9 protein-coding genes and 1 pseudogene are annotated in these 11817 nt (G+C 68.5%); all 10 read left to right on the plus strand.

Annotated elements, in window-relative coordinates; translation table 11 throughout:
* Window positions 1-261 (plus strand): annotated as a pseudogene (locus AC529_RS20795) (DNA polymerase III subunit gamma and tau); the annotation flags it as partial.
* Entirely contained in the window at window positions 258-896 is a 639-nt protein-coding gene (locus AC529_RS20800; protein WP_232306585.1) for a hypothetical protein, read from the plus strand. The pseudogene AC529_RS20795 and the gene AC529_RS20800, both read left to right, overlap by 4 nt.
* Before the next feature lie 174 nt (window positions 897-1070).
* Entirely contained in the window at window positions 1071-2438 is a 1368-nt protein-coding gene (locus AC529_RS05730; protein ID WP_068754132.1) for an AAA family ATPase, read from the plus strand.
* Window positions 2383-3027, plus strand: coding sequence for an RloB family protein (locus AC529_RS05735; protein ID WP_068754134.1), 645 nt, complete (start codon window positions 2383-2385; stop codon window positions 3025-3027). Before AC529_RS05730 ends, AC529_RS05735 begins: the two co-directional genes overlap by 56 nt.
* A gap of 301 nt (window positions 3028-3328) precedes the next feature.
* Window positions 3329-6889 carry a DNA polymerase III subunit alpha gene (dnaE, locus tag AC529_RS05740; protein WP_083947945.1) on the plus strand — a complete coding sequence of 1187 codons (3561 nt, stop codon included), beginning with the start codon at window positions 3329-3331 and terminating at the stop codon, window positions 6887-6889.
* Between the two features lie 394 nt (window positions 6890-7283).
* Window positions 7284-7610, plus strand: coding sequence for a YbaB/EbfC family nucleoid-associated protein (locus AC529_RS05745; RefSeq protein ID WP_232306612.1), 327 nt, complete (start codon window positions 7284-7286; stop codon window positions 7608-7610).
* 103 nt (window positions 7611-7713) lie between these two features.
* A complete protein-coding gene (gene recR, locus AC529_RS05750; protein ID WP_068754138.1) occupies window positions 7714-8313 on the plus strand; it encodes a recombination mediator RecR in 600 nt (199 codons plus the stop codon).
* A gap of 220 nt (window positions 8314-8533) precedes the next feature.
* A complete protein-coding gene (locus tag AC529_RS05755; RefSeq protein WP_068754140.1) occupies window positions 8534-9805 on the plus strand; it encodes an aspartate kinase in 1272 nt (423 codons plus the stop codon).
* Window positions 9802-10863: an aspartate-semialdehyde dehydrogenase gene (locus AC529_RS05760; RefSeq protein ID WP_068754142.1), complete on the plus strand. Its 1062-nt coding sequence runs from the start codon at window positions 9802-9804 to the stop codon at window positions 10861-10863. The genes AC529_RS05755 and AC529_RS05760 overlap by 4 nt, the downstream gene beginning before the upstream one ends.
* A 362-nt stretch (window positions 10864-11225) precedes the next feature.
* Window positions 11226-11459 (plus strand): hypothetical protein, encoded by a 234-nt coding sequence (locus AC529_RS05765; protein WP_068754144.1) that lies wholly within the window; start codon window positions 11226-11228, stop codon window positions 11457-11459.
* The last annotated feature ends 358 nt before the right edge of the window (window positions 11460-11817 follow it).

Here is an 11817-nt window from a genome sequence, read left to right on the forward strand (position 1 = left end):
GGGGGTGCGCCGTCTGCGGCCCCGCCGCCGGTCACGGCCGCACCGGACCGTCCGGCTGCTGCGGCCCCCGAGCCACGGCCGCAGCAGCGGCCTGCCGCGGCCCCGCAGCGTCCCCAGCCGCGTCCGGCGGCGGCGGACGACTGGGGTGCCCCCGCGCAGCGGCCGAGCGCGCCCCCGGCGCGCCGCAGCGCCGCCAGGCGGCCCCGCCCGGCGGCGAGTCCTTCGACGACCGGTGGCCGCACATCCTGGACTACCTGGTGAACAACCGGAAGCGGGTCGTGTACGCCATCGTGCGCGACGGGGTGCGCGCCACGGTGCTCAACGGGCGCACGCTCACCCTCTTCTTCGAGACCGACGGCCTGATGCGCAGCTTCGTCACGGGCGGGCGCGCCCGGGACATCGCCGAGGCGGTGCAGCAGGTGTACGGCCTGGAGGTGGCCGTGGAGGCGTCCACGGGTGCTCCGGGCCGGGTGCAGCCGCCCGCTCCGCAGGCCGCTCCCCCGCCTCCGCCGTCGCAGCAGGTCCGTGGGCCCGCCACGGCTCCCGCCCCCCAGCCGTCGGACCGGGGGGCGCCGCCCGCGCCCGCCCCGGAACCGGCTTCCCCGGCGGCGCGGGAGAGCGGCTGGGACGACGTGGCGACGGCCGGCCCGCCGCGCCCCGAACCGGCGTCTCCTCCGCCCGCTCCGCAACCGGCCCCGGAGCCCGCCGCGGCGTCGGCTCCGCAGCCTGCCGCCGGACCGGCTCAGGCGGAGGAGCCTGCCCCGGCCGGGGACTCCGAGCCGGCTCCCGAGGACGCGGCGGAGAACGACCTGGACGAGAGCGCCTACACGGGTTCCCGGCTGATCGAGACCGAGCTTGGCGGCAAGCTCATCGAGGAGATCGACCACACCAAGTAGCCGGGCCCGGCGTCCGGAGCGGTCGTGGCGGTCTCCGGCTCTGTGGCTGCGGCGATCCTGACGTTTCATGCCCTGTACGGAAGAAAATCTTCCTGACAGGGCGTGAAACAGCCTACGATGGGCACGTCAACGTCGCCGTTTCCTCGTTCTGAACCCTGCCGGAGGAGGCCCTCGATGTTGCTGCGGTTCAGAGTGGCTAACCACCGGTCCATCCGTGACGAGCAGGAACTCTCGCTGGTCGCAGTACCTCGGCGCGGCGAAGAAAAGCCGAAGGCCAGCGAGATTCCTCCGACTCTCCGAGTGGTCGGCATCTACGGTGCCAATGCCTCGGGAAAGTCCAATGTGTTGGACGCGCTGTGGTGGATGCTCACGGCGGTCCGGTACTCACACACTCGCTGGCAGCCCGATGCCGGAGTCCCGAGAAAACCGTTCCAGTTGGACGACGTCTCCCGGAACGAACCCTCGTTCTACGAGGTCGACTTCGTTTTCAACGGGGTGCGGCATTCCTACGGTTTCGAGGTCACCGACCGCGAGATCGTCGGTGAATGGCTTTTCGAGTTTCCGCACGGACGCCCCAGAAGGCTGTTTGAACGTGAAGGTCCGAAAGGCTACAGGTTCGGCAGGGCGTTGACCGGAGAGCTTCGACAGATCGAGAAGCTGACCCGGGACAACTCGCTCTACCTGTCCTGTGCCGCCTCGAACAACCATCCGTATCTGTCGGCTGTACAGCGGTGGTTGACCGGCAGCATCAGCCTGGCAACAGAGCAGTCGCTGGACGTGTACCTGCGGGACAGCCACACCCGAAGGATGCTGGACGAGGCCACTCCGGAGGTCCGTGACCGGATCAACCGCCTCATCAGGGTCGCCGACCTGGGCGTCACGGGAGTCTCCCCGGGCAAGCGAGAACTGGACGAGAAGTTCCTCGGGCTCATCAGGTCTATTGGTGTCAATCTTCCCGGAAATTCCACTGAAGAATTCGCCGAGAACCTCAGGAGGAACCTAGAGAAGACAGTCTTTTTCACACATTCCTGCGCTGGTGACCCTCATGCCCTTCCCATCGAGGAGGAAAGCGACGGTACCCGTTCCTGGTTCAGGCTCATCGGCCCGGTTCTCAACGTGCTCGAAAAAGGCGACGTCTTCCTCGTCGACGAGATCGACTCCAGTCTGCACCCGATGATCTCGTCGACCCTCATCCGGATGTTCAAAGATCCGGTCATCAACCCCAAAGGGGCACAAATAGTATTTGCCTCACATGACACCACCCTTCTCGGTACCATGCTCGAAAACAAACTCCTCGAACGGGACGAAGTATGGTTCACGGAGAAGGACGCCCGCGGAGCGACCTCCCTGTACTCCCTCGCCGAGTTCCATCCCCGTGGCGACGAGAACCCAGAACGGGGTTACCTACAGGGGAGGTACGGAGCGGTGCCCCACGTGAACTTCGAAGAGATCCGGTCGCTGTTCGCCGAGATCCACGGTGCCGCCGATGAGCCGTCCGCGTCGCCTGAAACGGGACCTCTCCCGGCGCACCAACACCCGTGAGGCCAAGCCGCGCGTCCTCGTCGTGTGCGAGGGAGAGCGCACCGAGGTCGAATACCTGAAGGGGGTCATCGCCTTCTTCGGGGCGCTCCCGGTGGAGGTGGAGACGGTCGGTCTGGGCAGGGACCCGCTCCAGGTCGTTCAAGAGGCGGTCGACCGCCGCCGGGAGGCGCGAATCGACGCCCGACGGGCCAAGGACGCCAACCTCGCCTTCGACGAGGTCTGGTGCCTCGTGGACGTCGACGAGCACACCCGGCTCGACCAGGCGCTGACCCTCGGCAGGCAGGAGGAGATCAAGGTCGCCGTCTCCAACCCCTGCTTCGAACTGTGGTTGCTCTACCACTTCCAAGACTTGGCCAGCGCGATTGACCGCACGGTCCTGTCCAGGGAGAAACTGTCCAAGTACCTGCCCGGGTACGACAAGCACCTCCCGCCTGGCTTTCCCTACTCGGACCACTCGAAGGCGAGGGCCCGGGCCCTGCGCGCTGCCCCTGAACACCGGGAGACCTGCCGCAAGGGGCCGAATCCCTCGACCACCGTGTGGCTGCTCATCGAGGCGATCCGCCGGGTCGGCGGCCCCAAACGGCGCTGACCGTCCTCCCCTTCGGCCGTCCGTCCCGTCGAGTCGGACGGCGGCGCGGGCGCTCCCCGTCCTTCCCGGGACCGGGACGACAGGGCTTCGGGTTCGTCGGGTTGCCTGCGGTGTGCGGGGTTTCGCCGTTTTCGGCGGACAGGGCAGGGTTCGGCCGTGGCGTCCGGGGCGGGGGCGTCCGGTGAAGAAGCCGTATCCGTCACGTTCCACACCTGTGGATAACGCCGTACGGGGCATGGGAGAGTCGTAGGCTTCAGGAGCCACACTCGTCCGTCAATGTCGCGTTGGGAGTAGTCGCACCGTGACGAACGACCCCTTCGTCCATCTCCACGTCCACACCGAGTACTCGATGCTGGACGGAGCCGCCAAGCTCAAGCCGCTGTTCGCCGAGGCCGCGCGGTTGGGCATGCCCGCCGTGGCGATGACCGACCACGGCAACATGTTCGGCTCCTACGAGTTCTGGCAGACCTCCAAGGGGACCGGGGTCAAGCCGATCATCGGGATCGAGGCGTACGTGGCGCCCGAGTCCCGCTTCCACAAGCAGCGGGTGTTCTGGGGGCAGGGCAAGACCGGCGACGACGCGGCCGAGGGCGGCAAGGACGTCTCCGGCGGCGGCCGCTACCTGCACATGACCATGTGGGCGAAGAACGCCAAGGGGCTGCGCAACCTGTTCCGGCTGTCGTCCCTGGCCTCCTTCGAGGGCTACTACACCAAGCCGCGCATGGACCTGGAGCTGATGGACCAGTACAGCGAGGGCATCATGGTCACCACCGGTTGCCCGTCGGGCGGGGTGCAGACCCGGCTGCGCCTCGGCCAGGAGCGCGAGGCCATCGAGTACGCGGGCAAGCTCCAGGACATCTTCGGCCGCGACTCGGTGTTCCTGGAGCTGATGGACCACGGCATCGACATCGAGCGCGAGGTCCGCTCCGGGCTGCTGTCGGTCGGCAAGAAGCTGGGCCTGCGCCCGCTGGTCACCAACGACTCCCACTACGTCACCGAGGACCAGGCCGCCGCGCACGACGCCCTGCTGGCCGTGGGCGTGGGCAAGAACCTCGACGACCCCACCCGCTTCCGGTTCAACGGCACCGGCTACTACCTCAAGAGCGCCGAGGAGATGCGGGAGCTCAACCACTTCGACGAGTGGGCCGAGGGCTGCCGCAACACCCTGTGGATCGCCGAGCAGGTCGAGGACGGCGCCTACGACGAGGTGTTCCGCCACCGCGACCTGATGCCCAAGTTCCCGGTGCCGGAGGGCGAGAGCCAGGCGAGCTGGCTGCGCAAGGAGGTGGAGCGCTGCATCCCCAGCCGCTTCCCCAACGGGCCCGACCGCGAGACCCGGGAGCGCATCGAGTACGAGCTGAGCGTCATCGAGGAGATGGGCTTCCCCGCCTACTTCCTCGTCGTCGCCGACATCTGCCAGTACGCGCGCCGTTCCGGGATCGCGCTGGGGCCGGGGCGCGGTTCCGCCGCGGGGTCGATGATCGCCTACATCCTGGGCATCACCGACCTCAACCCGATGGACTACGGCCTGCTGTTCGAGCGGTTCCTCAACCCCGAGCGCGTGTCGATGCCCGACATCGACCTGGACTTCGACGAGCGCAAGCGCGGCGACATGATCCGCTACGTGACCGAGCGCTACGGCGAGGAGCGGGTCGCGCAGATCCTCACCTTCGGCACGATCAAGGCGAAGGCTGCCATCAAGGACGCCACCCGTATCCTCGGCTACCCGTACGCGCTGGGCGACAAGATCACCAAGGCGTTCCCGCCCGCGGTCATGGGCAAGGAGATCCCGCTCTCCGCGGTGTTCGACGAGTCGCACCCCCGCTACCACGAGGCGGTGGAGCTGCGCCAGCTCATCGAGTCCGACCCGGACGTGCGCAAGGTGTACGAGACGGCCAGCGGTCTGGAGGGCCTGACCCGGGGCACGGGTGTGCACGCCGCGGGCGTCATCCTCTCCTCCGAGCCGCTGCTGGACGTCATCCCGCTGCACAAGCGCGACACCGACGGCGCCATCATCACGGGCTTCCCGTACCCCCAGTGCGAGGAGATGGGCCTGCTGAAGATGGACTTCCTAGGGCTGCGCAACCTGACGATCATCGACGACGCGGTGCAGAGCGTGAAGGCCAACGAGGGCAAGGAGCTCGACCTGGCCAACCTGCCGCTGGACGACAAGAAGACCTACGAGCTGCTGTCGCGCGGCGACACCCTGGGCGTGTTCCAGTTCGACGGCGGCCCCATGCGGGCGCTGCTCAAGCGCATGCAGCCCAAGTACTTCAGTGACATCTCCGCGGTGAGCGCGCTGTACCGGCCCGGTCCGATGGCCGCCAACGCGCACAACGACTACGCCGACCGCTCCAACGGGCGCCAGGAGGTCACCCCGATCCACCCGGAGCTGAAGGAGGCTCTGGACCCGATCCTCTCCGAGACCTACCACCTGCTCGTCTACCAGGAGCAGATCATGGCGATCGCCCAGAAGCTCGCCGGGTACACGCTGGGCGGCGCGGACCTGATGCGCCGTGCGATGGGCAAGAAGAAGAAGGAGGTCCTGGAGAAGGAGTACGAGACGTTCCGGGCGGGCATGCTGGAGCGCGGCTTCTCGGCCGAGGCGATCCAGACGCTGTGGGACGTCATGCTCCCCTTCTCCGGGTACGCCTTCAACAAGTCGCACTCCGCGGCCTACGGGGTGGTCTCCTACTGGACCGCCTACCTGAAGGCGAACCACCCGGCGTCCTACATGGCGGCGCTGCTCACCTCGGTGGGCGACGACAAGGACAAGATGGCGGTCTACCTGGCCGAGTGCCGGAAGATGGGCATCCGGGTGCTGCCGCCGGACGTCAACGAGTCGGGTCTGCGGTTCACCCCGGTCGGCAGCGACATCCGCTTCGGCATGGGCGCGGTGCGCAACGTGGGTGCGAACGTCGTGGCGTCGATCATCAAGACCCGCGAGGAGAAGGGCAAGTTCACCTCCTTCGTGGACTTCCTGTCCAAGATCGAGCTGGCGGTCTGCAACAAGCGGGTCATCGAGTCGCTGATCAAGGCGGGCGCGTTCGACTCGCTCGGCCACACGCGGCTGGACCTCTACCGCCACCACGAGGCGGCGGTCGACGCCGTGATCAGCTCCAAGAAGCAGGAGGCCAACGGCCAGTTCGACCTGTTCGGCGGGGACGACGAGTCGGGGTCGTCCGCGCCGATCGGCTTCACCATCAACTGGACCGGCGAGGAGTGGGACCGCAAGACCAAGCTGGCGTTCGAGCGGGAGATGCTCGGCCTGTACGTGTCCAGCCACCCGCTGGCGGGCGCTGAGCGCATCCTGGCGCGGTCCAGCGACGCCACCCTGCTGGAGGTGGTCAACGGCGAGCGCCGCAACAACGACGAGGTGCGCATCGCCGGGCTGATCTCCAAGGTGGAGAAGCGGATCAACAAGGCGGGCAACCAGTGGGCGATCGCCACCATCGAGGACCTCGACGCCTCGATCGAGGCGCTGTTCTTCCCGAAGACCTATCCGCTGTACGTGGACGCCCTGGTCGAGGACACCGCGGTCACCATCAAGGGGCGGCTCAACGACCGGGAGGGCACCTACTCGATCTTCGTGTCGGAGATGTCGATCCTGGACATCTCGCACGTCTCCGAGGGGGAGCCGCCGGTGCTGCTCACCATCCCGGAGAAGCGGGTCACCCGGGAGTTGATCGAGGAGCTCAAGCAGGCGCTGCGCAGCCACCGCGGCGACACCCCGGTGCGGATCAGGGTGGACAATCCGCTGCGGTCGCGGATCTTCGCGGTCGACGACTACCCAGTGCGGGTCAGCCCCGAGTTCTCCGGTGAGATCAAGGGCATCCTGGGCCCGGAGGCGATCGTGTACTGACCGGCGGCGGGGCGGCGGCCTGTTCTCGTGCGGGCCGCCGCCCCGTGCCGGTCGTCCTGTCGCGGCCGTGCCGGGGCGTGCCGTGGGCCGCGGCCCGGGTTCCTCGCCGTGTCGACCGTCGGGGTGTCCGATGGTGGCCGCCGTGGGCCGGTCCGCCGCGGCGGGGCCCGGCCTCTGGGAGGGCGTCGCGGCGGGCTCCCGTGTCCCCGTGTGCGCTGCTGCGACACGGTGCCGTGGGGGTCGGGCGCGGGCGCCGGATCGCCCTGCGGTACGGCCGGTGCGGCCGTCGGCGCGCGTCGGGGGCGGCCCTTCGGGTCGGGGGAGCGGCTAGGCTCGCAGACACGGACAACCAGCCCCAAGGAGGGAAATCGTGAATCCCGGCGGCGGATTGGACATGCAGGCGATCCTGCAACAGGCGCAGCAGATGCAGCAGCAGCTCATGGCGGCCCAGCAGGAGCTGGACGAGGCCAAGGTGACGGGCTCCTCCGGGGGCGGCCTCGTCAGCGTCACCATGAACGGGCGCGGCCAGGTCGAGGACATCTCCGTCGACCCGAAGGCGGTCGACCCCGACGACGCCTCCGAGACCGCGCAGACCATCGCCGATCTGGTGCTGGCGGCCATCCGCGACGCCGAGCGCCAGGTGGAGCAGGTCCAGCAGCAGAAGATGGGGCCGCTGGCGCAGGGGCTGGGCGGCGGCCTTCCGGGGCTGCCCGGTTTCTGAGCCGTTGTGACCGGGGACGACCGGGTTTGGACGAGGGTGGAGTCTGCACCGGGCGCGCGATTCCACTACGGTGGTGGGAGAGCACTCCACGAGTAGGCGGGCGATGTACGAAGGCGCGGTTCAGAATCTGATCGACGAGCTGGGGCGGCTGCCCGGCGTCGGTCCGAAGAGTGCGCAGCGCATCGCCTTCCACCTGCTCTCGGCGGAGACCGCCGACGTCAAGCGTCTGGTCAACGCGCTCGTCGCGGTCAAGGAGCGGGTCCGGTTCTGCTCCGTGTGCGGCAACGTCGCCGAGGAGGACCAGTGCCGGATCTGCCGCGATCCGCGCCGTGACGACGCGGTCGTCTGCGTCGTCGAGGAGCCCAAGGACGTCGTGGCCATCGAGCGGACGCGGGAGTTCCGCGGCCGCTACCACGTGCTCGGTGGCGCCATCAGCCCCATCGAGGGTGTCGGCCCCGACGACCTGCGCGTCAAAGAGCTGCTGGCGCGCCTCTCGGACGGCCGGGTCACGGAGGTGATCCTGGCCACCGACCCCAACCTGGAGGGAGAGGCGACCGCCACCTACCTGGCGCGCCTGCTCAAACCCATGGGGCTGAAGGTCACCCGGCTCGCCAGTGGCCTGCCCGTGGGCGGCGATCTCGAGTACGCCGACGAGGTCACCCTGGGCCGGGCCTTTGAGGGCCGCCGCGCCCTGGACTTCTGAGAGCCGACCTCAGCCCCCTCGCCCCCGCAGCCGCGGCGGACCACCCGGCGGGAACCGCGCCGGAGGGTCGCGTCCGCGGCCTCTGTGTGGATATCCCTGTCCCCTTCGCGGGTACCTCCCTGCCTCGGCACCCTGTCGGACGTGCTGGGAGCCGCGAACAACCCGATCACTAGACTGGCTGGTCGATTACCGTGAACCCGATTCCTCAGGAGCGCCGACCGTGGCTTTGATCGTGCAGAAGTACGGCGGGTCGTCCGTGGCTGACGCGGAGGCCGTCAAGCGAGTCGCCCAACGGATCGTCGCTCAGAAGAAGGCCGGATACGACGTGGTCGTCGTGGTCTCCGCCATGGGCGACACCACCGACGAACTCCTCGACCTCGCGAAGCAGGTGAGTCCGCTGCCGCCTGGCCGGGAGCTGGACATGCTGCTCACCGCCGGGGAGCGGATCTCGATGGCGCTCGTCGCGATGGCCATCGGCAACCTGGGCTACGAGGCCCGCTCCTTCACCGGTTCGCAGGCGGGTGTCATCACCACGTCCCTGCACGGCAACGCGAAGATCATCGATGTCACGCCGGGCCGGATCAGGGACGCGCTCGCCGAGGGCGCGATCTGCATCGTCGCCGGCTTCCAGGGGGTGTCGCAGGACAGCAAGGACATCACCACCCTGGGCCGCGGCGGCTCGGACACCACCGCGGTCGCGCTCGCCGCCGCGCTCGACGCCGACCTGTGCGAGATCTACACCGACGTGGACGGCGTGTTCACCGCCGACCCGCGGATCGTGCCCACCGCCCGGCGGATCCCCAAGATCTCCTACGAGGAGATGCTGGAGATGGCGGCCTCCGGCGCCAAGATCCTGCACCTGCGCTGCGTGGAGTACGCCCGGCGGTACAACATCCCGCTGCACGTGCGCTCGTCCTTCAGTCAGAAGCCCGGTACCTGGGTCGTCTCGGAAGTTGAGGAAACCGAAGGCATGGAACAACCGATCATCTCCGGCGTGGCGCACGACCGGAGCGAGGCCAAGATCACGGTCGTGGGTGTGCCCGACCGCGTCGGTGAGGCTGCGGCGATCTTCAAGGCTCTGGCCGACGCCGAGATCAACGTCGACATGATCGTGCAGAACGTGTCCGCGGCCTCGACCTCGCGCACCGACATCTCCTTCACCCTGCCTTCCGACTCCGGGCAGAGCGCGCTGACCGCGCTGAAGAAGATCCAGGACAAGGTCGGCTTCGAGTCGCTGCTGTACAACGACCGGATCGGCAAGGTGTCGCTGATCGGTGCGGGCATGCGCTCCTACCCGGGGGTCACGGCCCGGTTCTTCGACGCCGTGGCCCGGCAGGGCATCAACATCGACATGATCTCCACTTCCGAGATCCGCATCTCCATCGTGGTGGCGCAGGAGGACGTGGACGCCGCGGTGGCTGCCGCGCACAGCGAGTTCCAGTTGGACGCCGACCAGGTAGAGGCCGTCGTTTACGGAGGTACCGGCCGATGAGCACCCGTCTTCCCACCCTCGCCGTCGTTGGGGCCACCGGTGCCGTGGGCACCGTGATGCTGGACATCCTCTCCACCCGGGAGAACGTGTGGGGGGAGATCCGCCTGGTGGCGTCGCCCCGCTCCGCGGGCAAGCTGCTCACCGTGCGCGGTGAGGAGGTCGCGGTCCAGGCGCTGGCCCCGGAGGTGTTCGACGGGGTGGACGTGGCGATGTTCGACGTCCCCGACGAGGTCTCCAAGGAGTGGGCGCCGGTCGCGGCGGCGCGGGGCGCGGTCGTGGTCGACAACTCCGGCGCGTTCCGGATGGACGACGACGTGCCGCTGGTGGTGCCCGAGGTCAACGCCGAGCAGGTCCGCAACCGGCCGCGCGGCATCATCAGCAACCCGAACTGCACCACGCTGTCGATGATCGTGGCGGTCGGTGCGCTGCACCGCGCCTACGGGCTCACCGAGCTGGTGGTCAGCTCCTACCAGGCGGCCTCCGGTGCGGGGCAGCAGGGGATCGACACGCTGTACGACCAGATCGCGAAGGTGGCCGCGGACCGCACCCTGGGCACCCGGGCGGGTGACGTGCGGGCGGCGGTGGGCGAGCTGGGGCCGTTCCCCGCGCCGCTGGCCCTGAACGTGGTGCCGTGGGCCGGGTCGCTCAAGGACGACGGCTGGTCGTCGGAGGAGCTGAAGGTCCGCAACGAGTCCCGCAAGATCCTCGGCCTGCCGGACCTGCGGGTGTCGGCGACCTGTGTGCGCGTGCCGGTGGTCACCACCCACTCGCTGGCGGTCCACGCGACCTTCTCCACCGAGGTGGACGCCGACGAGGCCCGCCGTCTGCTGGCCTCCTCCCCCGGTGTGGTGGTGCAGGACGACCCGGCCAACGCGGAGTTCCCGACCCCCGCCGACGTGGTCGGCACCGACCCGACCTGGGTGGGGCGTATCCGGCGTTCGCTCGACGACCCGCGGTCGCTGGACCTGTTCCTGTGCGGGGACAACCTGCGCAAGGGTGCGGCGCTGAACACCGCGCAGATCGCCGAGCTCCTCGCCGCGGAGTTCACCGCCGGCTAGTCCGGCACGGCAGGCTCGGGGCCTGCCCCTGCCAGTCGAGAGGAGGGCGCCACCCCGGTCGCCCCGGCGGACGTGTCCGGTCCGCCGGTGGCCGCCGGGTGCCGCCCTCCTTTTTTTCTTTCTTTTCTCGACTATTCCGGTCGAAGAGGTCGGCTATCCCGCACGCCATTGACAGAAAGGGCCGAATACGCGGAATTTCTGAAACGCGGCCACTGCTTCGCAAATACACCCCAGCCGCATCTGGAAAACGGTAAAAGAATGGCAAGAAGGGCATCGCCACTTCTGGGTGGCCACCAGTCACCCGGCTTGATCTGCCGACGGTTTTCCTACCTTCGGCGACCGTTGAGAAAGGTATGGTTGAAATGCGGCGAATCATGAAGCTGGCTGCCGTGGGCGCGATGGCCGCGGGCCTGCTCGGCGTCGGCGCCCCGGCCGCCCTGGCCGGCAACGACACCGACGTCGTCGCCACCGAGGCGGTCCAGTGCGTCGGCGTCCAGGAGGCGCTGGGCGCCAGCCTGCTGATCGGCGCCGGGGCGAACGTCAACGCGCTCAACTCCGCCGCCTGCACCGGCAGCGTGAACGTCAACGACAACTAGAACCGCACAACGGTTTTAGATCGGACATCCATCGCCTCTTCGGTGTAATGGCTGCCTTTCCGAGATCTCGGGAAGGCGGCCTCGCCTTTTCCGGCCTCCGCGGCGGCTCCGGTAACCGGAAAGTCAAGGGAAGCAAAAAGTGTCCAGGACACGAGGTTTCCGATCCGCGCTTCCCTCCCCCGGGGGCATTGTTGTGGTGCGCGTCCCGGGAAACCTGGACTCCGCGACGACTGTTGGCGGCCGGGTATCGGCTGCCGAAGAGGACAGAGAAAGGTATGGAGCAATGCGGCGAATCATGAAGCTGGCTGCCGTGGGCGCGATGGCCGCGGGCCTGCTCGGCGTCGGCGCCCCGGCCGCC

Origin of the sequence: Thermobifida cellulosilytica TB100 (assembly GCF_001517975.1) — a bacterium.
Classification (GTDB): domain Bacteria; phylum Actinomycetota; class Actinomycetes; order Streptosporangiales; family Streptosporangiaceae; genus Thermobifida; species Thermobifida cellulosilytica.

Bases quoted from the DNA above. Each gene is read 5' to 3' on its own strand.
- AC529_RS05765 (WP_068754144.1), top strand. From the start codon at position 11,226: ATGCGGCGAATCATGAAGCTGGCTGCCGTGGGCGCGATGGCCGCGGGC.
- recR (WP_068754138.1), top strand. From the start codon at position 7,714: ATGTACGAAGGCGCGGTTCAGAATCTGATCGACGAGCTGGGGCGGCTG.
- AC529_RS05735 (WP_068754134.1), top strand. From the start codon at position 2,383: ATGAGCCGTCCGCGTCGCCTGAAACGGGACCTCTCCCGGCGCACCAAC.
- AC529_RS05745 (WP_232306612.1), top strand. From the start codon at position 7,284: ATGCAGGCGATCCTGCAACAGGCGCAGCAGATGCAGCAGCAGCTCATG.
- AC529_RS05760 (WP_068754142.1), top strand. From the start codon at position 9,802: ATGAGCACCCGTCTTCCCACCCTCGCCGTCGTTGGGGCCACCGGTGCC.
- AC529_RS05730 (WP_068754132.1), top strand. From the start codon at position 1,071: ATGTTGCTGCGGTTCAGAGTGGCTAACCACCGGTCCATCCGTGACGAG.